The organism is Yoonia sp. KMU-150 (assembly GCF_056858355.1).
In genome coordinates this window covers 1,960,333-1,983,842 of sequence record NZ_JBXEQF010000001.1, presented here as the reverse complement: position 1 = coordinate 1,983,842, position 23,510 = coordinate 1,960,333, and the positions used below count along the sequence as shown (strand labels likewise).

27 protein-coding genes and 1 other RNA gene are annotated in these 23,510 nt (G+C 63.8%); 15 read left to right on the top strand and 13 right to left on the bottom strand.

What is annotated here, in order from left to right; all coding sequences use genetic code 11:
• The first annotated feature begins 9 nt into the window (after positions 1 to 9).
• Positions 10 to 471, top strand: a complete 462-nt coding sequence (locus tag AC04PH_RS09795; RefSeq protein ID WP_483065557.1) for a hypothetical protein — start codon at positions 10 to 12, stop codon at positions 469 to 471.
• Here the strand turns inward: AC04PH_RS09795 and AC04PH_RS09790 are convergent.
• Positions 450 to 680, bottom strand: a complete 231-nt coding sequence (locus AC04PH_RS09790; protein ID WP_483065556.1) for a sulfurtransferase TusA family protein — start codon at positions 678 to 680, stop codon at positions 450 to 452. The two genes, AC04PH_RS09795 and AC04PH_RS09790, sit on opposite strands and share 22 nt — an antisense overlap.
• A 107-nt stretch (positions 681 to 787) precedes the next feature.
• On the opposite strand from AC04PH_RS09790, the gene AC04PH_RS09785 reads away from it, so the two are divergent.
• From AC04PH_RS09785 to AC04PH_RS09770, 4 genes are all read left to right on the top strand, one after another.
• Complete coding sequence (locus AC04PH_RS09785; RefSeq protein ID WP_483065555.1) at positions 788 to 1,543, top strand: cytochrome c biogenesis CcdA family protein; 756 nt, start codon at positions 788 to 790, stop codon at positions 1,541 to 1,543.
• 182 nt (positions 1,544 to 1,725) lie between these two features.
• Positions 1,726 to 2,979: a hypothetical protein gene (locus tag AC04PH_RS09780; RefSeq protein WP_483065554.1), complete on the top strand. Its 1,254-nt coding sequence runs from the start codon at positions 1,726 to 1,728 to the stop codon at positions 2,977 to 2,979.
• Positions 2,976 to 4,334: a cytochrome P450 gene (locus AC04PH_RS09775; RefSeq protein WP_483065553.1), complete on the top strand. Its 1,359-nt coding sequence runs from the start codon at positions 2,976 to 2,978 to the stop codon at positions 4,332 to 4,334. The genes AC04PH_RS09780 and AC04PH_RS09775 overlap by 4 nt, the downstream gene beginning before the upstream one ends.
• A 236-nt stretch (positions 4,335 to 4,570) precedes the next feature.
• Complete coding sequence (locus tag AC04PH_RS09770) at positions 4,571 to 4,843, top strand: hypothetical protein (RefSeq protein WP_483065552.1); 273 nt, start codon at positions 4,571 to 4,573, stop codon at positions 4,841 to 4,843.
• Here AC04PH_RS09770 and AC04PH_RS09765 read toward each other — a convergent pair.
• Together AC04PH_RS09765 and AC04PH_RS09760 are read right to left on the bottom strand one after the other, a co-directional pair.
• Entirely contained in the window at positions 4,834 to 5,046 is a 213-nt protein-coding gene (locus AC04PH_RS09765) for a ribbon-helix-helix domain-containing protein (protein WP_483066180.1), read from the bottom strand. The two genes, AC04PH_RS09770 and AC04PH_RS09765, sit on opposite strands and share 10 nt — an antisense overlap.
• Before the next feature lie 47 nt (positions 5,047 to 5,093).
• Positions 5,094 to 5,273, bottom strand: a complete 180-nt coding sequence (locus AC04PH_RS09760) for a DUF4169 family protein (RefSeq protein WP_483065551.1) — start codon at positions 5,271 to 5,273, stop codon at positions 5,094 to 5,096.
• Between the two features lie 47 nt (positions 5,274 to 5,320).
• Between AC04PH_RS09760 and AC04PH_RS09755 the strand changes: the two genes are divergently transcribed.
• A complete protein-coding gene (locus tag AC04PH_RS09755) occupies positions 5,321 to 5,785 on the top strand; it encodes a hypothetical protein (RefSeq protein WP_483065550.1) in 465 nt (154 codons plus the stop codon).
• 11 nt (positions 5,786 to 5,796) lie between these two features.
• Here AC04PH_RS09755 and fumC read toward each other — a convergent pair whose 3' ends face one another.
• The 4 genes from fumC to AC04PH_RS09735 form a co-directional block, all read right to left on the bottom strand.
• A complete protein-coding gene (fumC, locus tag AC04PH_RS09750) occupies positions 5,797 to 7,188 on the bottom strand; it encodes a class II fumarate hydratase (RefSeq protein WP_483065549.1) in 1,392 nt (463 codons plus the stop codon).
• Between the two features lie 44 nt (positions 7,189 to 7,232).
• Positions 7,233 to 7,730: an SspB family protein gene (locus AC04PH_RS09745; protein WP_483065548.1), complete on the bottom strand. Its 498-nt coding sequence runs from the start codon at positions 7,728 to 7,730 to the stop codon at positions 7,233 to 7,235.
• A gap of 70 nt (positions 7,731 to 7,800) precedes the next feature.
• Positions 7,801 to 9,069: a chromate efflux transporter gene (gene chrA, locus AC04PH_RS09740; RefSeq protein WP_483065547.1), complete on the bottom strand. Its 1,269-nt coding sequence runs from the start codon at positions 9,067 to 9,069 to the stop codon at positions 7,801 to 7,803.
• Positions 9,066 to 9,866 (bottom strand): chromate resistance protein ChrB domain-containing protein, encoded by an 801-nt coding sequence (locus tag AC04PH_RS09735; protein WP_483065546.1) that lies wholly within the window; start codon positions 9,864 to 9,866, stop codon positions 9,066 to 9,068. Before AC04PH_RS09735 ends, chrA begins: the two co-directional genes overlap by 4 nt.
• 266 nt (positions 9,867 to 10,132) lie before the next feature.
• Here AC04PH_RS09735 and AC04PH_RS09730 point away from each other — a divergent pair, with 266 nt between their 5' ends.
• A complete protein-coding gene (locus AC04PH_RS09730) occupies positions 10,133 to 10,753 on the top strand; it encodes a hypothetical protein (protein ID WP_483065545.1) in 621 nt (206 codons plus the stop codon).
• Between the two features lie 3 nt (positions 10,754 to 10,756).
• Here AC04PH_RS09730 and AC04PH_RS09725 read toward each other — a convergent pair whose 3' ends face one another.
• Together AC04PH_RS09725 and ssrA are read right to left on the bottom strand one after the other, a co-directional pair.
• Complete coding sequence (locus AC04PH_RS09725; RefSeq protein WP_483065544.1) at positions 10,757 to 11,413, bottom strand: DUF1194 domain-containing protein; 657 nt, start codon at positions 11,411 to 11,413, stop codon at positions 10,757 to 10,759.
• Between the two features lie 96 nt (positions 11,414 to 11,509).
• Positions 11,510 to 11,861, bottom strand: a transfer-messenger RNA (tmRNA) gene (gene ssrA / locus AC04PH_RS09720).
• Between the two features lie 112 nt (positions 11,862 to 11,973).
• On the opposite strand from ssrA, the gene AC04PH_RS09715 reads away from it, so the two are divergent.
• The gene (locus AC04PH_RS09715) at positions 11,974 to 12,642 is read left to right on the top strand and encodes an LCCL domain-containing protein (RefSeq protein WP_483065543.1); all 669 of its coding nucleotides are present in this window, start codon (positions 11,974 to 11,976) and stop codon (positions 12,640 to 12,642) included.
• A gap of 50 nt (positions 12,643 to 12,692) precedes the next feature.
• Here AC04PH_RS09715 and AC04PH_RS09710 read toward each other — a convergent pair whose 3' ends face one another.
• The 3 genes from AC04PH_RS09710 to AC04PH_RS09700 all read right to left on the bottom strand — a co-directional run bounded on the left by AC04PH_RS09710 (position 12,693) and on the right by AC04PH_RS09700 (position 14,988).
• Entirely contained in the window at positions 12,693 to 13,037 is a 345-nt protein-coding gene (locus AC04PH_RS09710; RefSeq protein ID WP_483065542.1) for a DUF4345 family protein, read from the bottom strand.
• Between the two features lie 98 nt (positions 13,038 to 13,135).
• The gene (locus AC04PH_RS09705; RefSeq protein WP_483065541.1) at positions 13,136 to 14,182 is read right to left on the bottom strand and encodes a type 2 periplasmic-binding domain-containing protein; all 1,047 of its coding nucleotides are present in this window, start codon (positions 14,180 to 14,182) and stop codon (positions 13,136 to 13,138) included.
• Positions 14,183 to 14,247: 65 nt separating this feature from the next.
• Positions 14,248 to 14,988: a FadR/GntR family transcriptional regulator gene (locus tag AC04PH_RS09700; protein WP_483065540.1), complete on the bottom strand. Its 741-nt coding sequence runs from the start codon at positions 14,986 to 14,988 to the stop codon at positions 14,248 to 14,250.
• 86 nt (positions 14,989 to 15,074) lie between these two features.
• Here AC04PH_RS09700 and AC04PH_RS09695 point away from each other — a divergent pair, with 86 nt between their 5' ends.
• The 3 genes from AC04PH_RS09695 to AC04PH_RS09685 are packed head-to-tail and all read left to right on the top strand — an operon-like array spanning position 15,075 to position 17,057.
• Positions 15,075 to 15,830 carry a DUF2182 domain-containing protein gene (locus tag AC04PH_RS09695; RefSeq protein WP_483065539.1) on the top strand — a complete coding sequence of 252 codons (756 nt, stop codon included), beginning with the start codon at positions 15,075 to 15,077 and terminating at the stop codon, positions 15,828 to 15,830.
• Between the two features lie 13 nt (positions 15,831 to 15,843).
• Entirely contained in the window at positions 15,844 to 16,554 is a 711-nt protein-coding gene (locus AC04PH_RS09690) for a DUF1326 domain-containing protein (RefSeq protein WP_483065538.1), read from the top strand.
• Positions 16,551 to 17,057, top strand: a complete 507-nt coding sequence (locus AC04PH_RS09685; RefSeq protein ID WP_483065537.1) for a DinB family protein — start codon at positions 16,551 to 16,553, stop codon at positions 17,055 to 17,057. The genes AC04PH_RS09690 and AC04PH_RS09685 overlap by 4 nt, the downstream gene beginning before the upstream one ends.
• Positions 17,058 to 17,071: 14 nt before the next feature.
• On the opposite strand, the gene AC04PH_RS09680 is transcribed toward AC04PH_RS09685, so the two are convergent.
• Positions 17,072 to 17,680, bottom strand: a complete 609-nt coding sequence (locus AC04PH_RS09680; protein WP_483065536.1) for a hypothetical protein — start codon at positions 17,678 to 17,680, stop codon at positions 17,072 to 17,074.
• Between AC04PH_RS09680 and AC04PH_RS09675 the strand changes: the two genes are divergently transcribed.
• The 4 genes from AC04PH_RS09675 (at position 17,674) to AC04PH_RS09660 (ending at position 23,480) form a co-directional block, all read left to right on the top strand.
• Positions 17,674 to 18,774: a dimethylsulfoniopropionate demethylase gene (locus tag AC04PH_RS09675; RefSeq protein ID WP_483065535.1), complete on the top strand. Its 1,101-nt coding sequence runs from the start codon at positions 17,674 to 17,676 to the stop codon at positions 18,772 to 18,774. The genes AC04PH_RS09680 and AC04PH_RS09675 overlap by 7 nt on opposite strands.
• Positions 18,775 to 18,841: 67 nt before the next feature.
• Positions 18,842 to 19,825: an acryloyl-CoA reductase gene (gene acuI / locus AC04PH_RS09670; RefSeq protein ID WP_483065534.1), complete on the top strand. Its 984-nt coding sequence runs from the start codon at positions 18,842 to 18,844 to the stop codon at positions 19,823 to 19,825.
• Positions 19,826 to 20,005: 180 nt separating this feature from the next.
• Complete coding sequence (locus AC04PH_RS09665) at positions 20,006 to 21,688, top strand: BCCT family transporter (RefSeq protein ID WP_483065533.1); 1,683 nt, start codon at positions 20,006 to 20,008, stop codon at positions 21,686 to 21,688.
• A gap of 148 nt (positions 21,689 to 21,836) precedes the next feature.
• A complete protein-coding gene (locus AC04PH_RS09660; protein ID WP_483065532.1) occupies positions 21,837 to 23,480 on the top strand; it encodes a BCCT family transporter in 1,644 nt (547 codons plus the stop codon).
• Positions 23,481 to 23,510 lie beyond the last annotated feature (30 nt).

Here is a 23,510-nt window from a genome sequence, read left to right as displayed (position 1 = left end):
AGGGCGTCGATGGATCGTGTCGTGACAGTCGAGGCGTTCTACGACGGTGACGCGGATGTCATCTTTGCGGGCGCCTTGGAATACGTGGAGTTGCAAGCGGCGATGTCAGGCATTGCACGCTATGATGGCTTGCCCGAGGGCCTCGCGCGGCAGGGCCAGTCCTTTACCGTTGACGTGATGTTCTGGGGCTTTCTGCCGAACAGGGGCCATCACATTCACGTCGAAACTGTCGATCCGGCCCGACGCATCGTTCAAAGCCGGGAGCGGGGCAAGGGTGTGGCGCGCTGGGATCATGAAATCTCGATCCAGCCTGCGGGTGATCAGGTCCTGTGGACCGATACCATCGCGATCAGCGCAGGGTGGCGGACGGCCATCATGGCGCGGTTCGCGAGTTATGTTTATGCGTATCGGCATCGTGCGCGCAACGCGCTGCGGATCGATGCGCGGGTTCAGCCCTTGCGGATGACATAGACCTGCGGCGTGGCGTCTGTGTCGGCGGAGACCAGCACATGCCCCGCCTCGGCGCAGAAATGCGGCACGTCGATCACCGCCGCTGGATCGTCGGCCAGCATCCGCAGTGTCGCACCGCCGGGCAGCGCCTGCAGCCGCTTGCGCGCTTTCAGCACGGGCAGGGGGCAAAGCAGGCCGGTCGCGTCGAGTTCGGCATCGGGTGTGGTCATGCGGGATGCCTAGGGCAGATGTTTCAACCTGTCCACAAGGATGTGACGTGCGCGCAGGTGACGCGCCTGCGGTTGCCCGCTATGCAGGCCATCAAGAAGGAGCCGCCATGCTGGACGCCACACTGATCCTCGACGCCACGCTGCTGCCCGCGATCATGATCGCGACGCTGGCGGGATTGCTGTCGTTTCTCAGCCCCTGCGTGCTGCCCATCGTGCCGCCCTATCTGGCCTTCATGGGCGGGGTTTCGGTGGGCGAGATGGACGAAACCGCCGCCGCCCGCCGTCGGGTGCTGCTTGCGGCGACGTTCTTTGTGCTGGGGCTGTCGACGGTATTCCTGCTGCTGGGGTTCGCGTTTTCCGCGATGGGGCGGGTGTTCCTGCAATGGCAGGACTGGTTCACGACCATCGCAGGGGTCGTGGTGATGATCTTCGGCGCGCATTTCGTCGGCGTTTACCGGATCGGTTTTCTCGACCGCGAGGTGCGGGTCGAGACCGGGCGACAGGGCGGCAGCGCCTTCGGTGCTTATGTGCTGGGGCTGGCTTTCGCATTTGGCTGGACGCCCTGCCTCGGCCCGATCCTGGGCGCGATCCTCGGGATGGCCGCATCGGAGGCGGACCTCGCGCGCGGCACGACCTTGCTGGCGTTCTACGCTTTGGGGCTGGGCATTCCGTTCCTGCTGGTCGCGGCGTTCTTTCCGCGCCTCAAGAGTGTGATGGCGTGGATGAAGCGGCATCTGAACCGGATCGAGCGGATATCGGGCCTGCTGCTCTGGACTGTCGGGTTGATGATGGTGACAGGCCAATTCACCGCGTTCAGCTGGTGGCTGCTGGAACAGTTCCCGGCGCTGGCGACGCTGGGGTAGATCACTGCTTAAAGCCTTCTTGCTCGGTCGCAGACCGGGCAGCCCCCGACCGCGGGCGGGGGCTATCGCCCCGCCCGCGGTCGGGGGCTGCCCCGCGTGATGGTCATCGACCTTTCGCAATCCCTTACTTATTTTCGCCGGATTTCTGCGCTAGCCTGCGCCAAACAGGCGATGGGCAGTGAATGAACGAGCAGGCAGACAAACAGGTCAGGCGGCGGCGGGTATTCTACATCCCCGGCTACGACCCGATCCATCCACGCCGCTACCGCGAGCTTTATCGCAAGGAAGGCGCCGCGCAGGCGCAGATTTCCGGCTATGATATTTCGCTCACGCCCAAGCAGGGTGCCGGCCCCTACGGCTGGCGGGCCGAAGCGCAGATCGACGAGCAAAAGACCACGGCGGATATCGACGTGTTGGTCTGGTCCGATATCGTGCGCGGCAGCATGTCCGACACGATCCCCGGCACCTACCTGCAACTGGTGCGCACCGCATGGACCTATATCGCAAGTGGCGCGCTGCGACGGCTGATGTGGATGCGCAAGGGGCCGGTGATCGCGGCGCTTTACCCGGTGGGGATGTTGCTGCTGCAACTGCTGGCGGCTGTCCTGATCGGCTGGGCGCTGTCGTCGCTGCTATTATGGGGCGTGAACGGCCTGCTGGGGCTGGCGGGCTGGTCCACTGGCATGCTTACACCGCTCATCCTTTGGGCTGTGATTGTCCCGGTGGCAATCTATATCCTGCGCTGGTTCCGCAAGAAGGACGGCAAGTTCTTCGCCTATTACCTGATGCACGACTACGCCTATTCCGCCCGCTGGAACGGGGCGAACCCGCCGGAGCTTGAAGCGCGGATGGCGGCGTTCGGCGACCTGATCGCGAATGCCTTGCAGGAAGATGCCGACGAGGTGCTGGTCATTGGCCATTCATCGGGCGCGCATCTGGCGGTGTCGATCCTGTCGGACCTGATCCGCGATGGCCGTGTGCCTGCGGGCGCGCCGCTGGGGTTCCTGTCGCTGGGGCAGGTGGTGCCGATGGTGTCTTTCCTGCCGGACGCCTGGCGGCTGCGCGCCGATCTGGCGTTCCTGTCCACCCGCGATGAACTGGCCTGGGTCGATGTGACCGCCCCCGGCGACGGCTGCGCCTTTGCGCTGTGCGATCCGGTGGCGGTGTCGGGGGTGGCGCCTGCGGGGCAGCAATGGCCGCTGGTGATTTCCGCCGCTTTCACCCAAACCCTGTCGCCCGAACGCTGGAAGGAACTGCGCTGGCGATTTTTCCGGCTGCATTTCCAGTATCTCTGCGCCTTCGACCGGCCCGGCGACTATGACTATTTCCAGATCACCGCTGGGCCGCAGACATTGCGCGACCGGTTTCGCGACCGGCAGCCTTCAAAATCCCGCATCGACGTGCCTGCGTCGAAATACACCAGCACCGCGCCATGACCCTGCCGCCGAAACCTGCGGCACGGCCAGAGAAGGTGTCGCTCTGGCGGTATATGAAGCTGTTTCGTGCCGATATCCTGTCGGCGCAGCCCGCGAAACTCTACCGCGCGTGGATGGCGGAGTTCAAAACGCCGTTCTTTCGCAGTTATCTGGTGAACGATCCCGATCTCTTGCAGCGCGTTCTGAAGGACCGGCCCGACGATTTCCCGAAATCCGACCGGATCGGCGCGGGGTTGCGGCCCTTGCTGGGTAATTCCGTGTTCCTGACCAACGGCGAGACGTGGAAACGACAACGCCGCATCATCGACCCGGCGTTCGAGGGGGGGCGGTTGCGCGATACCTTCCCCGCGATATGGGCGGCGGGCGAGGCGGCGGCGGTGCGCATGGCGCCCATGGCCGACGGCACGCCGCGTGACATCGAACCCGAGACCAGCCACGCTGCCGCCGACGTGATCTTTCGCACGCTGTTTTCGATCCCCATAGAACACGAAATCGCGGCACAGGTTTTCGACCAGTTCCGCGCGCATCAGCGCACACAGCCGATCCTGAACCTGGCCGCCTTCGTGCGCGGACCACGCTGGATGCCGCGGTTCTTCCGGCGTGAGACGAAACAGACGGCGGCGACGATCCGTGCGCTGATCACGCAACTGGTGGACGCGCGGGCAAATGCGATTGCCGCAGGCTCCGTGCCCGACGATTTGGCGACCAAGATCATGACGACCCCGGACCCGCAAACCAGCGAGCGGTTCAGCGAAAGCGAGATGGTCGATCAGGTCGCGATCTTCTTTCTGGCGGGCCACGAGACGAGTGCGTCCGCGCTGGCCTGGACGCTCTACCTGCTGGCGCTTTATCCCGACTGGCAGGACAGGGTTGCGGCAGAGGCGGCTGACATGACGCCCGATTTTGCCAAGCTGTCGACCTTGAAAACCACCCGCGATGTGTTCCGCGAGGCGCTGCGGCTCTACCCGCCCGTGCCCATGATGGTGCGAGAGACGGTTCAGCCGGAGGTGTTTCGCAAGCGCGACGTGAAGCCGGGCGCGCAGGTCGTGCTGTCGCCATGGCATCTGCACCGGCACGAGCGGCTGTGGGATGACCCCGATGGCTTCGACCCCGCGCGCTGGGACACGGAGGCGGGCAAGGCATCGGCGCGCACGGCCTATATGCCGTTTTCAAGCGGCCCACGGGTCTGCACCGGGGCGGGGTTTGCGATGATCGAGGGCGTGGCGCTGCTGGCACAGATTTTGCGCGCCTACCGGTTCGAGGTGGTGGCGGACAAACCGCCTGTGCCGGTGGCGCATCTGACGGTGCGTGCACGCGACGGGATCTGGCTGCGATTCGTGCCGCGCGACGGCTGATTGTCGCGAAAATACGGACAATCCTTTCACCCATCCTTCGAACGTCTTCGTCGGCGCAACAGTGTCCAAACCGCCGCCATATTCCTGCCGCAGTTCAGGAACGCATGTTTGTCAGATAGTTAGCGTTCGTTTCGCGACTTTTTGACCGCTGGTCAGGCGTAATTTCCCACGCATTATGGCAAGAATACGTTACAACAGTTGCGTGGGGGCCAATGCGCGAAAGCGGGATGTGGCCAATGACGACTCCGATCACACAGACACTGTTTGCCGGGCTTGTGGCCCTGCCATCGCGGGCGCTGTCCGCTCTATTCCCGTCGCGTTTCGGCGCGGACGGCGCGTTCGATCCCTATGAACCGGCACCGGTGGATCGCGCGTCGATCAGTGCGCTATTCGAATTGGCTTCGGATACACCCTGGTCACCCGAAAATAATTTACGCGCGTCAGAGCGGCGCGAGTTGGACAGCATGTCGCTGATCCGTGGGGCGCTCTATCCTGCCGATCAGGCCTGAAGTCTGCGCAGCACATAGACGCGTATGGCCGAGGCCAGCCCCACGTCGCCGCGATCTGCATCAATTTCGGCGGCGAGACCGTTGATCGTCAGGCCCTTTTCACGCGCGATGGTGCGGAAGGCCTGCCAGAACGCATCTTCCAGCGACACGCTGGTCCGGTGACCGCGCAGGGTGAGCGAATGTTTGACGGGGCGGCCCTCTATCATCGCAGCATGGCCGCACTGGCTTCACCACATATAAAGGCCAGCACCTATTCGTCCTCGAACTTCAACTGAGACAGGCGCGTTTCCTGCTGTGCCGCGCGGGTTGCGTCAAGCACGCGCTCGGCCTTGGAGCGCCCGAATCTGACCGCGTTTTCATCGGCTTGCCGCTTTGCCTCGGTTCGCTTGGCGGCCTTGCGCGCCTTGTTGAGATTGACAATCTGGGACATTTTTCCGACCTTGCTGACATTGAAATGTTATTTTGAAGGAACGCGATATGCCAGTGCGCATCCTTTTTTCGCTTTTTCTGCTCCTGCCGACAACGCTCGCTGCCGAATGGCAATTCGAACCCGGTTGGACATCGCATGGGCGCGCCGTCGGGGTCGGCAGCGCGGATCGGGCGATCTGGTTGGAATGCAATACCCGGGGCACGACCGCCGTGTTGACCGATGGTCCCACGATTGCGGAACCGGACCTGTTGGGGATGACGCATCAGGGCTTTGTGTTTTCCTTTGATGATGGGCCGGAGACCCTGGTCTATGGCATCTGCGTCGCCGGCGTAGAAGGATGCCTGCTCGATCTGGATACGGGCGATGCGCGGCGCACATTCGTCGAGGCCCTGAAATCCGGCAGTCGTTTGAACGTCTCGTTTTTTAACGGTGGACCCGCAGGAGAGGTGCCGCTTACCGGCTCCTCCGCCGCTATCGAGAGTTTCGCCGCGTCCGGCTGCGTCATGCCGTAGCGCACGCGGCCCTACTTCGGGCCAATCATGTCTTCGGGGCGGACGACTTTGTCGAATGTCGCCTCGTCGACGTAGCCCAGGTTGATCGCCTCTTCCTTCAGCGTTGTGCCGTTCTTGTGGGCGGTCTTGGCGACCGTCGTGGCGTTGTCATAGCCGATGGTGGGGGCCAGCGCCGTGACCAGCATCAGCGATTCGCGCATCAGCTTTTCGATCCGGGTGCGGTCGGCCTGAATGCCCACGACGCAGTTGTCGGTGAAGGCCACGGACGCATCGCCGATAAGCTGCATGGATTGCAGCACGTTGTAGGCCATCATCGGTTTCATCACGTTCAGTTCGAAATGGCCTTGGCTTCCGGCAAAACCCACGGCGGCATCGTTGCCCATGACATGGGCGCAGACCTGCGTGATCGCCTCGACCTGCGTGGGGTTCACCTTGCCGGGCATGATGGAACTGCCGGGTTCGTTTTCGGGCAGCATCAATTCGCCCAAGCCGCAACGCGGGCCGGAGCCGAGGAAGCGGATATCGCAGGCGATCTTGTAGATGCTGGCGGCCACGGTCTTCAACGCACCGGACATCTCCACCAATGCGTCGTGCGCCGCCAGTGCCTCGAACTTGTTGGGCGCGGTCACGAAAGGCAGACCTGTGATGCTGGCCATTTCGTTGGCGACGGTCTCGCCCCAGCCCTTTGGCGTGTTCAGCCCGGTGCCGACGGCAGTGCCGCCCTGTGCCAATTCGTAGATCGCGGGCAAGGCGGATTTGATCCGGCGCAGCCCCATGGCGACCTGATGCACGTAGCCCGAAAATTCCTGGCCCAAGGTGAGCGGCGTCGCATCCATCGTGTGGGTGCGCCCGATCTTGATGATGTCGTCGAACTCTTCCTGTTTGGCCTGCAAGGCGGCGTGCAGTTTTTCCAGACCCGGGATCAGCACGTCATGCGCCGTGGTGGCCACGGCGATGTGCATCGCGGTCGGGAAGGTATCGTTGGACGACTGCCCCATGTTGCAGTGATCGTTGGGGTGCACGGGGTCTTTCGATCCGATCTCGCCGCCGAGGATCTCGATCGCGCGGTTGGAGATCACCTCGTTGGCGTTCATGTTCGACTGCGTGCCCGACCCAGTCTGCCAGACGACCAGCGGGAAGTGATCGTCGAGCTTGCCTTCCACCACCTCCGATGCCGCCTGAATGATCGCATCGGCCAGTGCGTCGTCCAGCTTTCCACGCGCCTTGTTTGCGGTGGCACAGGCCTGCTTGATGACGCCCAGCGCACGCACGATGGCGATGGGCTGCTTTTCCCAGCCGATGGGAAAGTTCATCAGCGACCGCTGGGTCTGCGCACCCCAGTACCGGTCTGCGGGGACCTCCAATGGGCCAAAACTGTCGGATTCGGTGCGTGTGGCGGTCATGGGTCGCTCCATCAGGGAAAATATCGGTCGTGCGGGGGCGCGGGCTATTTGCGGAACTGGTCGAGGCTGACGACTTCGGCGTCCTTGCGCTGCCCTGCATCGGTCTCTGCCTCGGGTTCGGCCATCTCGTCCATCGGGGCTTCGGCGGTGTCGTCGTCATCCTCCGCGTCGTCATCATCGTCCTGCGTCTCGAACCGCAGGCCAAATTCGACCGAGGGGTCCACGAAGGTCTTGATCGCGTCGTAGGGGATGTAGAGCGGCTCCGGCGCGTCGCCGAAATTCAGCGTGATGGCAAAGCCTTCGTCGGTGACCTCCAGATTGTCGAACCAGTGCTGGATCACGACTGTCATTTCTCCGGGATAGCGGTCCGACAGCCAGTCGGCGATCTCCACATCGGGGTGCATGGTGTCGAAGGTGATGAAGAAGTGGTGCTTGCCCGGCAATTTCGGTGGATTGGCCTTGGCGATGCCGCTCAGCACCTCCTGGATCAGGCCGCGCATCGCACGGTGCATCAGGTTGCCGTAATCAATGGATCGGGTCACGGGTCCATGGTCCTCCGGGTCGCGGTTGACACGAACATACGGGGGAAGCGGACGGGATGAAAGGCCCGCTTTAGGCGGAAAAACCGGCGATGTGGATCAAAAGCGCGGCCGCCCCGGACACACACAGAACCGGCGGCAGCGGCATCCCGCGCCGCTGCAGCAGCCAGCCTGCCAGGATCGCCAACAGCACCGGCACGGGCTGGACCGAACCCGCAAGCGGCCGGATCATATAAAGCGGACCTGCGTGTAGTGTCGTGACTTGCGCAAAGAAGACGTGCGCCGCGAACCAGACCGACAGATTGGCGATCACGCCGACCACCGCTGCGGTGATCGCGGCCAGCGCGCCGCGCAGCCGCGGCTGGTTGTCGAGCCGGTCGATCAGCGGCGCGCCGGCGAAGATCCAGATGAAACAGGGCACGAAGGTCACCCAGAGCGTCAGCGCCCCGGCGATCAGCGCCAGTCCGATCCCGCCCTGCGCCATGCCCGCCAGCATCGCCACGAATTGCGTGACCAGAATCAACGGGCCGGGCGTGGTTTCCGCCAGTCCCAGCGCGTCGATCATCTGTTCGGGTGTGATCCAGCCGAAATCCGCAACGATCTGCTGCGTCATATAGGCCAGAACGGCATAGGCGCCGCCGAAGGTCACGACCGCGAGTTTGGAAAAGAACAGCGCCAGATCGGTCAGAAACGGGTCGGGCAGGGCGGCGACGAGGGCGACCGGAAACGCCCAGATCAGCCCGCCGATCACGAGGATGCGCAGCGGGCGATGGCGGATCGCGGTGCCGGGCGGGTCCTGCGGCGCTGTCGCGGCGCCCGCGAACAGGATGGCCCCAAGCACCGCCGCCGTGGCGATCACGAAAGGGAAGGGGACGTCGAAGACGAACAGGGCGGCAAAGCTGAGCAGGGCGATCACCCGATGCGCCGGTCCCAGCAGCGCGCGCTTCGCGATTTTCAGCAGGGCCTGCACCACGATCACGACGACCGTCGCCTGCACGCCCAGAAACACCGCCTGCACGGCGGGCAGGTCGCCATAGGTCGCGTAGAGCAGGGCCAGCACCATGATGACAAGCGCACCGGGTAGTACGAACAGCCCACCACCGATTAGCCCGCCGATGATCCCGGCCTGTCGCCAGCCCGCGTAAGTGGCCAGTTGCATCGCCTCCGGTCCCGGCAGCAACATGCAGAACGACAGCGCGCGCAGGAATTGCGCCTCGGTCAGCCAGTTGCGAGTTTCTACCAGTTCCTTGTGCATCAGCGCGATCTGCGCCGCCGGTCCGCCGAAGGACATCAGCCCGATCCGTCCGAACACACGGATAAGGTCGCGCAAGCGCCGCGTCATGCGCCGGTCCGTGCGGCGGAGTCGTGGCTTTCGCCCATCCCGTCGCGCGCCCAGCGATACAGCGCATCATACACGAGCAGGCCCGCTTCCATCTGTGCGCAATCGTCGCGGAACATGCGCGACAGCCCGACGGAAATCGCGAGCAACCCGGCCGCCTGCGGGGCGAGGTCGTGGGCGTCGGTGTCCGCGGCGCGGATCACCTGCGCCATCGCATCGAGTGCCGGGGTCCGCAGGTTGAAATGCGCGCAGAGCGCGTCGAAGGTGCACGAGGTGCCGTGATGGCGCAACGCCGCCTCGGCCACGTCGAAAGGTATGGCATCGAACCGGTCGGCCACGGCCATGACCTCACCAGTCGGGACAAAAAGGAACCGGGCATCCCGGTCGATGAACCGCCGGATCAGCCAGGGACAGGCGATGCGGTCGATCTTGGGTCGCGCGCGGGTAACCCAGAGGTCGGTCTTTGCAAGATGCGCAAGGGGCATACGCGGCAGGTCTGCCGCGACCCAGCCCGCCATACCGCCCGCCAGAACCTCGGCGGGCCAGCCGCGGGCGCGCAGCAGGGCGGCGGCACCATGGCTTAGCTTGCGCCCTTTCTGACAGACCACGACGACGGGCTGCGCGGGCCGGGTGGCGGCCCATGCGTCGATTTCGGTGTGGGGGACATGCCGACTGCCGGGGATCAGATGCGGGTCGGCGGCCACATCTTCGAGCAGGCAGACGTCGATGATCAGCGGCGCATCGGGTGTTCCGATGCGGCGCATCAGCTGGGCGGGGGAAATTTCGGTAAAGCCGGACATGGGGCATCCCTTCTGAAAGCGTCAGTGGATGCGCGCTTCCGGCCGTGGCCTCACGGGGCGCGTCGCGGACCCCATATGCGATGTTTGGCGGTGCTTTTGCGGGCCGTCAAGCCACGGTCGCCGCCAAAATGCCCCCGTTTGCGGCCTTGCGCGGTCGAATCAGTTGTGATGCGGCGCTTCTCCATGGTAGGCGGAATTACGCTCGCCGCTAAATATAGTGGCGAGGCATAGATCGCATGAATGCGACGCCACCGGGGAGAGTAGTGATGGCAAAGTTTTTCGAAGCAGTGGGTATGCTCAGCGTCGGGGCCGCGACGGCTGCAGGCGCGATGTGGTTCATGTTCGCACCCGAAGAGACCGCGACATCCGCGCCGTCGCCGGTCTTTTCCGCCACACCCGTGGCCCCCGTCGCGGTGACCCCGGCACCGGCACCCGCGACCGTCGCGGTGAGCCGCGCCAGCGGAACGCCTGTCCAACTCGGGGCCGCCGACCAGATACATGCGCTGATGGCGCAGTCGGACGACGCGGTCCACAGCGCGGACGCCTTGACGCCGGAACAGGAGCAGGTCGTCGCCTTTTTCGAAAAGATCGCCCGCGACCGGAACGCCGAGGGCGGCACCGAGGGTGCATTGGTCAATTTCGACAACCTCACCATCGACGATCTGAACGTGCGCTATTATTATTCGACCGCCGCGCGGTTCGAGGCCGTGGACGTGCCGGCGCTGCTGGCAGAGCAGGCACAGCTTGTGCAGGCCAATATCTGCAATCAGCCGTCGATCCGCGCGCTGATCACAGACTATGGCGTCAGCTACAGCTATCGGTTTATCTCGAACGATTTTCGCTACATCGGCGAGGTGACGGGCGACGCGGGTCGCTGCCCGACCTAGACACTATCCCAGCACGCGCGCCAGTTCGCGGATGATCTTGCGCCGGATCGCGGCGGGGTATTCGCGATGCGTACGCGCCGTGATGACGAACCCGTTGCGGGTGATGACCGCGCTGCGAAAAAATCCGGTGATGGCCAGCCCCATGCTTTCGATGGCGATGCCGTTGATGGTGATGCCCGCGCGTTCCGCGACACTGCGCGCGGCACGCGTATCGCTGCCGGAATTTGGCGTGCCGTCGCCCGAGACGTCGATGACCTGCCGCTTGCAGGCCGGTGCATCGTCGAACATGCCGATGGCGAAGAGCAGCGCGTCACCCGGTGCGGTATCCGACAGGACAAAGGCGCGCGGCATCAGCCGCGCCTCGAATGCCAGCGCCTCGGCATCCAGTGCGGTGCGGACCTGCCGCCACGGGATGCTGACTTCCTGCCGCCCGACGCCGGACCATTGCATCACGGCGATCGCTACCTCGCCGCTGACCATCGCCTCGACGATTTCGGGGTCGGTCAGCGCATCGGCCATGCCGTCGACCTGCAGCTTGTATTCCGCCGGGTCGATGGAGTTCGAAACGTCGATGGACAGGACAAGGGCGGTATCGCAGGCGCGGGCCTGAAACGGCAGGGAAACGACGGCGGCGAGGGCGAGGGCAGGCAGGCGGAACATGGGGCAAGTGTTGCGCGGCGTGTGCTGCAATTGCAAGCCACGTCTTTGTCAGCGCGTGACAGGCGGGCTTGGAAATCACTTGTGGAATGAGGGAAAAGCGCAGGTTTCTGTTGCCAGGTACCTGCAAACCCCGCCTGACGCGGCTAGGCATCAGGGCTTAAGTTTCGGCGACATTTACTGCTTACGCAGCAACTGCCATTGCCGGAGCACGGTTGTCATTTGCAACTATACTAAGCGTACCGATAACGGTGGTAACTCACCGAGACAAAGTCATCCCTTTTACACGTTCGTCGATCCTATTTCGGCCCCATCGTCCGCAAATGACGGTGGTTTGGTGGAGCCGCCGGGTACCGCCCCCGGGTCCGATCCGCTTATTATGAGCGCGTTTATGTCCATAGTCCCGAAGGACCTCTCATAGATAGGCGGCGCAGGTCCGTGTGACAAGGGGGGTGCGGACATTGCATCCGCACGGTCGGGAAAACCCGTATTGGGTGACGCTCTCGCTGTGCTAGGCTGTGGCGCGGGCGTTTTGGTCCGCAAATACCAGGGAAGGATTTGACATGAAAATTTTGAAGATCATGGCGACGGCAGGGGCCGGGTTGGTCGCGACGGGTGCCAGCGCGCAGGAGTTTCCGGAATGCGGCATCTTGCCGGACGACACGCGCTCGCACCGCTGCGTGTGTCCTGCGGGTGCGGCCACCGGGTCCGTCTGGGGCAGCGGGCCGTATACCGCCGACAGCAGTATCTGTGCAGCCGCCACCCATGCAGGCGTCGTCGGTGCAGATGGCGGACGGGTGCTGGTGATCCGCAGGCCGGGGGCGGAACGCTACACCGGCTCGGACGCCAATGGCGTCACGACTCGCGATTGGGGGTCCTACCAATACAGTATCGACGTGCGGCCCTGGAAGGGCGACCGCGCCGCGGCACCGACCAATACCGACGCGGCGCTCGAGGCCTGCGCCACCATGCCGACTGGAACCGACGCACATGCATGCAGCTGCCCGGCAGATGCACCCGTCCGCTCGGTTTGGGGGTCCGATCCCTACACTGCCGACAGCGATCTGTGCACCGCGGCACGTCACGTCGGCTATATCGACGAGACCGGCGGCACGGTGCGGGCGCTGCGGGTCCAGGGTCTGGAAAACTACCTCGGCTCGACCGTGAACGGGATCGACAGCCGCGACTGGGGCAGCTATTCCGAAAGCATCGTGTTCGACTGGAACCACTGAGACGAATTGTATTTGGAAATCAACACCCTGCGCGGCGATGTTCGCGCAGGTTACAAGTTGATCAGGATCGCCAGAACACCGACGACGGCCTCGACCCCGAAGAAGATCCATTTCTTCTGCGTCTTGCCGTCGAGCAGGAGTGATGCAAGCCGTCCGCCCGCGGCACCAAGCCAGCAGAACCCCAGCATCATATAGGCTTGCGGCGACCCCAGGATCAGCGCGCCCAGACCCATGCCCACAAAGAGCGCGCCCGATGCGGCGCGTACCTCGGACATGCCCATGGTCGACCCGCGGTCGGACAGATCGAGCGTGCCCATGGCATAGCGTGGATTGATCAGGCTGATCAGGCCCAGCCCGATGCTGAACAAGGCGAAAATGACGTTGAGAAAACCCATGGGATGTCCTTTCCCGGCTCTTGGGGGCAACCCCCGCAAATGTAAGACGGGCAGCACCGGATGGCGCTGCCCGTCATGACATAGCGCGGGCGCCCGGTTTAGAAACCGGCCTTGATCAGCTCGAAGGTCTCGTTCTGCTGCTCGCGGCGTTCGTTGGACATCGGCAATTGCGCCAAAACCGGCACGTCGATTTCGCCCAGACCGGAAGCGACAAGGTCTTCCTCACCGACCTGTGCGGTCAGCGCCGTGGCGTTGGCCGAGCCGTAGCCCGCATCGAGCAGCGGCACGACCGAGGATTCGGCCAGGAATGCGTTGAGGTAGTCATAGGCCTTGTCCTCGTCACCGGGACCGTTGGCCAGGTTCACATAGCCGCACAGCCAGAGCGAGGAGCCTTCCGCCGCTTCACGCTGGAATGCGATCGGGCGGCCTTCCTCTACCATTGTGGGATAGGTTTCGTTCCAGGCCCAGCTGATCAGGATTTCGCCCGAGGCCAGAAGCTGTGCGAGTTCGCCCGGATCAGTCCAGTAGGTGCGCAGGTTGGGGTGCACCTCGCGGAGCCAGTTCGATGCGGCCTCGAATTCCGCGTCCGTGGCCTCGGCCCAGTCGGTGACGCCGGTGGCCAGATAGGCCAGCGCATAGGCGTCGTCGACGTTGTCGGGCAGGGTCATGCGGCCCGCGTATTCAGGATTCTTGAAGACGTCGAGCGATGCCACGGCATCTTCCGGCACTTCTTCCGGGTTGTAGGCGATGGCGGTCGATCCGAAATCGGTCGGAATGAAGAATACGTCGCCTTCACCTTCGCCGACCTGGCTGCCGGTCAGGTTGCGGTCAAGGTCGGCGTAGGCGTCGATCTTGGACGTATCCCAAGGATCGAGGATGCCGCTTTCGGCCCATTTCGTCACAGAGCCCGCGCAGATGTGCGACACGTCGGCCTGAAAACCGGCGCGGATTTTCTGGAACGCCTCGTCCTCGTCGCCGAAAAAGGCGAAGGTCGGGCTGTCGCCGTGCATTTCGACATAGTCGCCGTGATAGGCGGGGTCCTCGAAACCGGAATAGTCGAAGACGAGCAGGTCCGCGTCCTGAGCGGTGGCGGTGCTGGCGAGGGCGATGGCGGATGCCGCGCCCAGATATTTTGCAAATGTCATGCGCAATTCTCCCGTTATGCGTATTTCGCCCGTGACGTTATCACCGCTTTTGCGACCCGCAAGCGTCAATTCGCGGGCCTGGCGGTGCTGCGGGCGGCAAAGACGCTGTCGGCAAGTGCAAGCGTGTAATCGGCCAGCGCCGTCAGATGCGCGTCTGCGGCACCCGCATCGCGGGCTTCGACGGCATCGGCGATCTGGGCGTGCAGTGCGACGATCTTTTCACGCGACCGGGCGGTGAAGGTGATCATGTTCATCAGCGGCTGCATCGCCTCGACAGCGCCCGCCAGTTGATAGGACAGCACCGGATTGCCCGCCGCATCGACCAGCGCGCGGTGAAAGGCCACGTCGGAGGCGCAAAACGCCTCGTCGGTCAGGCCGGGTTGCGCCTGCCTGTGCGCCTCGGCCCGCATGGTGGCCAGATGGTCGGCGGTACGGCGCTGTGCCGACAACGGCGCGCAGGCCCGCTCCAGCGCATAGCGCGCCTCGCAAGCGGTGGCGAAGCTGACCGCGTTCATCGACAAGAGCAGCGTGGAGGTGGTGATCTGCTGGCCATAGGCATCCTCGAACCGCAGGCGGTTGACGAAGGCGCCGCCCGTCGCACCACGCTGCGTGCGGATCAGCGATTGCGCGGCGAGCCGTTTCAGCGCCTCGCGTACGGTGGGGCGGGACACGTCGAATTGCTCAGCGAGCTCCGCTTCTGACGGCAGGCGTTCGTCCACCGGCAGCGCGCCGGAAATGATCGCGTCGCGGATCGCGGTGGCGATCTGGGCGGACAGGTCGGCGGGATTGTCAGGGTCGATTTTCACGGTGGCGCACGCCTTTTTAATTGTCAGACAATTAAACGTCTGACATATGAATTGGCAAGGTCCGAGTCGCGGGGAGGCGATCTGGCATGACGACATCACCGGCGTCACACGTGCTGCGCACGACGCTCTGGCTGGCGTTTTTCGCAAGCATTCTGGCGGCTTGGGCGGTGATGTTCATGATGGCGCGGATGTCGGGTGTCGATGTGATTGGCCGGCCCGTGGGCATGAACATGATGCCGATGGTGACCTTCGGCGCGCTGTTCCCGATGTGGGCGGTGATGATGGCAGCGATGATGTTGCCCACGATGATCCCTACCTTGCGCAACTACGAAGCACTTATGATCAGCGCCGACGGCACGCGGGCCGGGTGGCTGGGCGTGCTGCTGGGATACTTTATCGTCTGGGTCGGTTTCGCCGCACTGATCGCGCTGGTGCAGGTTGTGCTGATCGCGGGCGGGGTCGTCGATACGCTGGGCATCGCCACGAACGGATATATCGCGGCGGCGCTGCTGATCGTCGTCGGCGCATTCCAGTTCACCCGCGCAAAGGAGGTGTGCCACGGCGTCTGCCACGCGCCGATGACCTATTTCCTGGGCCACTGGCGCACCGGCTTTAAGGGCGGGTTGCGCATGGGGCTGGGGTTGGGCGCGTTCTGCGTGGGCTGCTGCTGGGGCTTCATGGCGCTGGGGTTCGTCGGCGGCGTGATGAGCCTGTTGTGGATGGGGCTGGCCACATTGTTCATGGTCTTTGAAAAACTGCCGCAGATCGGGCATCGTCTGATCAAACCTGCCGGGGTCGTGCTGATCGCGGCGGGGGCGGCACTTGCGGCAAGAACGCTTTAGGAAAGGGTGACAGATGCCTGAGAAGAAAAGAGAACCTGCCGACAAGCTGCGGATTTCCCAGCGCATCGACCAGCGCATGGAAAGCAACCCGCTGCGCCGCAAGAAGCACCCCACCGACTGGGCGATCAAGGGGGAATTGTTCCTCAACTGCTCGTGCACGGTCTTTTGTCCCTGCGTCGTTTCGCTGGGCGCGCACCCGCCGACGGAAGGGCATTGCCACGCCTGGATGGCCATCGCCATCGACGAAGGGCATTTCGAGGGCGAGGACCTGTCGGGCCTGAACGTGGGCCTGCTGGTCGACATCCCGGGCCGCATGGCCGAGGGCAACTGGCGCGTCGCGGCCTATGTGGACGAGCGCAGCACGCAGAAGGCCTATAATGGCATCCTCAAGATCTTCAGCGGGGCGGCGGGAGGCACCACCGGCCTGTTCACCATGCTGGTATCCGAGATCATCGGGGCGGAGCGCGAGAAGGTCGAGATCGTGCGCGACGGCACCCGGCGCGGCATCTACATCGGGCGTAAAATTCAGGGCGAGATCGAGATGATGACCGGCAAGGACAAGGATCACCCGGTCATGGTGTCCAACTCGCAATACTGGATGGGCCCGGACATCATCGCGGCGCAGGGCGTGAAATCGAAGGTGCGCGACTATGGCCGGGTCTGGGATTTCGGCGGGAAATCTGCGGAGATATGCCCAATCGACTGGAAAGGACCCAAGCCGTGATCACGCCGCAGTATTGCCGGACAATGGCGCAATACAATCGTTGGCAGAACAACGGCTTGCGCCGCATCGTCAAGGAGATGGACGAGGCGGAGTTGCGCAAGGATCGCGGCGCGTTCTTCGGGTCGATCTTCGCGACGCTGAATCATCTGCTCTGGGGCGATGAGCTATGGATCAGCCGCTTTGACGGTGGCGATGCGCCAACGGTCGGGATCCCGGAAAGCGTTGAGTACAAGAAGAACGTGACCGACTGGTCTCTCGCGCGGTTCCAGACCGATGCGCGGATCACGCTCTGGGCCGAAAATGTGCAGAGCGTCGATCTGGTGGGCGATGTGGAATGGTATTCGGGGGCCATGGGCCGTGACATGCGCAAGCCGAAGGCGCTGTGCATCGTGCATTTCTTCAACCATCAGACCCACCACCGCGGGCAGGTTCACGCGATGTTGACGGCGGCGGGTCACAAACCCGCCGACACCGATATTCCGTTCATGCCGGAAGGGCTATGACCGGCGCGGCACGCTCAGTTGACCGGGCCCGCGCCTTCGTAGGCGTCGATCTGCGCCCCGTTGATATCCTCGAACCCCCATGTGGTGTCGTCGGCGCTGTCGCGGGTCAGCACGATGACGAGGTAGCGGCAATCGTCGGTGCAGCCGTCGGACAGGGACATCGACCCGTCGACGTTGTTATAGCCGAACGGTACCTGCACCATCATCGGGTCGTCGCGGAATGTCCTGGCGGGCAGGGTGGTGCCGTCCCAAGCGTCGAGGCCGTCTTGCCGCCAGCTCGACCACATCTCCCCCCATTCGGCGTCTTCGGGCGACATCGCGGCGAGCGCGGGGGCCATGCGGGCGTTGGTTTCATTGACAAGTGGCGCAAGGGCGGGACCGTCCTTGGCGCGGAAACCCTCGATCACCGCGACGGCGACGGCATCGGGATCGCCGAGGTCGAGATGCGCGTCGGCCTGGACCTGGCTGGCGAGTGCGATGGCCGCCACGGCGGCTGCGGGACGCATGAAGATGCTGAACATGAAAGACGCTCCGTTGAAATTGCTCGTATCGGGCACCCGGAATTGGGTCCACGGATCGTAGCGGCACTGGAAATGACTGACAAGGAATGGCCGCGATGGCATTGATTTCCCCTTCGCGCCGGTTGCGGCGCACGCCTTTTTCCGCCGGTGTCGAGGCGCAGGGCGTTTCGGCCTATACCGTTTACAACCACATGCTGCTGCCCACGGTGTTCGAGAGCGTGGTGGAGGATTACCACCACCTGAAAAAGCATGTGCAGGTCTGGGATGTCGCCTGCGAACGGCAAGTGGAACTGCGCGGCCCGGATGCCGCGCGGCTGATGCAGATGCTGACCCCGCGCGACCTGCGGGGGATGCTCGCCGGGCAGTGTTACTACGTGCCCATCGTGGACGAAACCGGCGGGATGCTGAACGATCCTGTCGCGCTGAAGCTGACCGAGGATCACTGGTGGATTTCTATCGCCGACAGCGACCTGCTGTTCTGGGTCAAGGGGCTGGTCTATGGCTACCGGCTCGACGTGATGGTGGACGAGCCTGACGTGTCGCCGCTGGCGGTGCAGGGGCCAAACGCGGACGACCTGATGGCGCGGGTGTTCGGCGAGGCGGTGCGCAACCTGCGGTTTTTCCGCTACGGCTGGTTCGATTTCGAGGGCCAGAGCATGATCGTCGCCCGGTCGGGTTATTCCAAGCAGGGCGGGTTCGAGATCTACGTCAACGACAGTGCCGTCGCGATGCCGCTGTGGGATGCGCTGTTTGCGGCGGGGGAGGACCTGAACGTGCGGGCGGGCTGCCCCAACGGGATCGAACGGGTCGAGGGCGGATTGCTGTCCTATGGCAACGACATGACGCGCGAGAACACGCCGCATGAATGCGGGCTTGGCCGGTTCTGTTCGACGCAGACCGCCATCGGCTGTGTGGGGCGCGATGCCCTGTTGCGGGTGTCGCGCGAGGGGCCGACACAGCAGGTGCGTGCGCTGCAGATCGACGGCGAGATCGGACCGTGCGACCGCGCCTGGCCGCTTTATGGTGGCGGCAAGCGGGTGGGGCAGGTGACGTCTGCCGCGCGCTCCCCCGATTTCGGGACCAACGTGGCCATCGGCATGGTGCGGATGACGCATTGGGACGCGGGCACGCGGCTGGAGGTCGAGACACCGGACGGCATGCGCGACGTGACCGTGCGAGACGGGTTCTGGGTTTAACGAACGAGGCTGTCGCCGGAGCCTCCGGCGGGAGTATTTTGGGCAAGATAATACGAGGAGACGCGATATGTTCGACGCATTGGTTGTGACGAAAAACGACGAGGGCAAGACACAGGCCGAGGTTAGGCAGATCGGGCTGGACGACCTGCCCGCGGGCGAGGTGACGGTGGCCGTCGAATATTCCACCGTCAACTACAAGGACGGGCTGTGCATCGGGCCGGGCGGCGGGCTGGTGCGTAACTATCCGCATGTGCCGGGCATCGACTTTGCCGGCACCGTGGAGGCATCCGACGATGACCGCTACAAACCCGGCGACAAGGTCGTGCTGACCGGCTGGCGCGTGGGCGAGGCGCATTGGGGCGGGTATGCGCAGAAAGCGCGGGTGAAGGCCGACTGGCTGGTGCCGCTGCCCGACGGGCTGGACACGCGGCAGGCGATGGCGGTCGGCACCGCCGGGTTTACCGCAATGCTGGCGGTGATGGCGCTGGAGGATCACGGGATCAAGGACGGGCCGGTGCTGGTGACCGGGGCCGCGGGCGGTGTCGGGTCGGTGACGACGGCGATCCTGGCGCATCTGGGCCACGAGGTTGCAGCGGTCACCGGGCGGCCCGAGACGGCGGATTACCTGAAAGGGCTGGGCGCGACGCAGATCGTCGCGCGCGAAGACCTCAACGAAACCGTAAAGCGCCCGCTTGAGGGCGAGACATGGGGCGGGTGCGTCGATGCGGTGGGCGGCGACATGCTGGCGCGCCTGCTGGGGCAGATGAAATACGGTGCCTCGGTCGCGGCGGTCGGGCTGGCCGGGGGGGCGGGCCTACCCGCCACGGTGATCCCGTTCCTGTTGCGCGGCGTGAACCTGCTGGGCATCGACAGCGTGATGCAACCCTACGACAACCGCCTGCGGGCATGGGAGCGGATCGCCCGCGACCTGCCGATGGACAAGCTGGAGGCCATGGTGCAGCCCGCGACGCTGGCCGATCTGCCGGGGTTGGGGCGTGACATTCTGAAGGGTCAGGTCAAGGGCCGCGTCGTCGTGGACGTGAACGGCTGACGGAAACTGCCTGCAAAGGACGACGGCACAACCTTTGATTGCGCCGTCGCTTTTGTTCGGAAAGTGCCGGTTCCGCGCCCCTGATGGCGCAATAACGCCGCGCCTTGTCACAAATATGGGTTATATTGTCGCGGTTTCCCGGTATGCTGCACGCATAAAAACAAGCAACAGGGACAAATCATGACAATCAAACCCCCCTTGTCGGAGCTTCCGATCAAGACGGCTGATTCCGGCTTTTACAGCGGTTTCAGCGTCAATGTGGCGGTCATAAGCAAGATCATCATCAGCGTGCTGGCGGTCTGGTGCATCGTCTGGCCCATTCAGGCCGGTGCCGTGCTGGGCGACTGGAACGCACTGATCCTCGAAATCTTCGCGTCCTGGTACATCTGGGTTACGGCGGCATTCGTCGTGACCTGTCTGATCCTGGCCCTCTGGCCCTCGGCCGGACGGATGAAGCTGGGCGCGGATCACGAAGTGCCCGAATTCACCAATTTCTCGTGGTTCTCGATGATGTTCGGCGCCGGTATCGGTGTCGGCATGCTGACCTGGGCCGTGGCCGAGCCGGTGGCGCACTTCCAGAACAACCCGCAGGTCATTCAGGGCATCACAGAAGGCGGCGCGGAGAACAATATCCTGACCGCTTACGAGTGGTCCTATCTGCACTGGGGGTTCAGTGCCTGGTCGACTTATGCGATCGCCGGTCTGGCGCTGGCGTTTTTCAGCTATCGCCGCGGGCTTCCACTGACGATCCGGTCGGCGCTGACGCCGCTTTTCGGGCGGGCCCTGTCGGGCACGCTGGGCAACATCATCGATATCGTGGCCGTTGTGGCGACGATCCTCGGTGTGGCGCAGACGCTTGGTTTCGGTGTGGAACAGTTCGTCGCCGGTCTGAACCGGATCGGTATCGGCGGTCTGGTGCTGGAAGACGGGTCCGCGACGACGATGGGCATCATCGTGGCGCTGCTCTTCATCATGGGGGCATCGACGCTGTCGGCGCTTTCGGGTGTCGGCAAGGGCATCAAATGGCTGTCGAACATCAACATGGTGCTGTCGATCTTCCTGCTGTCGTTCTTCATCATTTTCGGCGCGACTTGGTTCGGCTTCAACGCGTTCTTCGTGGGTATCTTCGAATACCTCAAGGCGCTGCCCTGGATGAGCATCAACGTCTTCGTGTCTGACGGTGTCGAAGGGTCCGAATCCTTCCTTCTGGCACAGTGGCAGGGCTGGTGGCCCGTGTTCTACTGGGCCTGGTGGATCGCGTTCGCACCGTTCGTGGGTCTGTTTCTGGCACGTATTTCGCGTGGCCGGACGATCCGCGAATTCGTCCTGGGCGCAATGATCGTGCCTGCGCTGATGTGCTTTGTTTGGTTCGCATGGGCCGGTGGCACAGCCATCGACCTGGAACTGAACGGTGACGCAGGTGGCACGATCTTCGGTGCGGCCAACGGCGACAAGATCTTCGCAATGACCGAGTTCATGCTGTCGCCGGTCGCCGAGGTTCTGGCCTGGGCCATGGCGGTGCTGATCGTGGTGCTGCTGATGACCTTCCTGGTGACCTCCGCAGACTCGGCCGTTCTGATCGTGAACACGATCAACGCGGCGGGCGATGAAGGTCCGAAGGCACGGCCACATATCCTGTTCTGGGGTGCCGCACTGGCGCTTGTGGTCGGCGGGCTGCTGATCTCGGGCGGGACCGGCGCGATCCAGACGGCCATGGTGATCGGGGCGCTGCCGTTCTCGATCGTGATGGCGCTGATGTGTATTGCGTTGCTCAAGGCGGTCTTCAACGACGGCCGGCGCGAAGCCGCCGGCGTGCAGGCGGTGACGGTCGATTCGCCGATCCCGACGGCACCGGCTGAATAAACGCAGCTTTCGCTGATACGGAAAGGCCCCGCCGGCGACGGCGGGGTCTTTTACGTTTTGGCCGCGAGTCTCATTTTTGGGCAATCTGGTTGAAGCGCAGGCTGCAGTTGTTATGGTCGGGGCAACTTTAACCTGGAAGGGGACGACAATGACCGATGAAAGCGTGTCTCAGGGGATCCCTGCACCGGAAGGTGCGGCGGATGTCATCGAGACGGAATATGAAATCGGACAGGACAACGTCGACGGCTCTGTCGGGCCGTTCGGCTTTGACATCCACAATCCTGTCTTCCTGATCTCGGGGGCCGCCGTCGTGGCTTTCGTGTTCTATACACTGGCCCTGCCGGAACAGTCCGGTGCCGCCTTTTCGGCCATGTTCAACTTCACCACCAAGAACTTCGACTGGTTCCTGATCGGTGCTGCCGATCTTGTGGTGATCTTTGCGCTGCTGCTGGTCGTGACGCCTTTCGGCTCCGTCAGGCTGGGCGGTGCCGATGCCGCGCCCGACTATACCTATCTGGGCTGGTTCGCGATGCTGTTTGCCGCCGGTATGGGCATCGGGCTGATGTTCTACGGCGTGTCGGAACCGCTGACGCATTTCTCGACCGCCTTTGGTCCCACGTCGATGGAAGGCGATCTGCGCACCGACTGGGCGCCGCTGGGGGCCGCGACCGGGGACGAACCGGGGTCGATCCGCCTCGGCATGGCCGCCACGATCTATCACTGGGGCCTACACCCCTGGGCGATCTACGCGACGGTGGCACTGGCGCTCGCGCTCTTCACCTATAACAAGGGCCTGCCGCTGACGATCCGCTCCGCCTTCTATCCGATCTTGGGTGACCGGGTCTGGGGCTGGCCGGGCCACATCATCGACATCATCGCGGTTTTCGCGACGCTGTTCGGTCTGGCGACATCGTTGGGGTTTGGCGCTACACAGGCCAACGCGGGGTTGAACGAGCTGTTCGGGATGCCGATCGGCGTGACCTCCGAGGTGATCCTGATCACCGTCATCACCGCAGTCGCGCTGGTATCGGTGCTGCGCGGTCTCGACGGCGGCGTGAAGGTGCTGAGCGAGGTGAACATGGGGCTGGCGGCATTGCTGGCGATCTTTACGCTGATCGTCGGCCCGACGGTATTTTTGATCACCTTCTTCTGGGACAGCCTGATCGCCTATTTCCAGTATCTGCCCGCACTGGCCAATCCGTTCGGTCGTGAAGACGTGAACTTCAGTCAGGGCTGGACGGCGTTCTACTGGGCCTGGTGGATTTCCTGGTCGCCTTTCGTGGGCATGTTCATCGCCCGCGTCAGCCGCGGCCGCACCGTGCGTGAATTCGTGATCTGCGTGCTGCTGATCCCGTCGATGGTCTGCGTGATGTGGATGTCGATCTTCGGCGGCACCGCGATCCACCAGGTGCTGACCGACGGCTTTACCGGCGCACAGGACGCGGACCTGCCGCTGCAGCTGTTCAAGATGCTGGGTGAATTGCCGCTGGCGCAGATCACGTCGTTCATCGGGATCGTGCTGGTGATCGTGTTCTTCGTGACCTCTTCGGACTCCGGGTCTTTGGTGATCGACACGATTACGGCGGGCGGCAAGGTCGACGCGCCGGTGCCGCAGCGCGTGTTCTGGTGCATCTTCGAAGGGGCCGTGGCCATCGCGCTGCTGGTCGGCGGCGGGTTGGCCGCGCTGCAATCCATGGTGATTTCCACCGGGTTGCTGTTCACGGTCGTGCTGCTGGCGATGTGCTTCTGCATTTTCCGCGGCTTGCAGAGCGAGCGGGCACAGACGAAGTAACTCGTCCGCCCGACAATCCAGAAGGCCCCG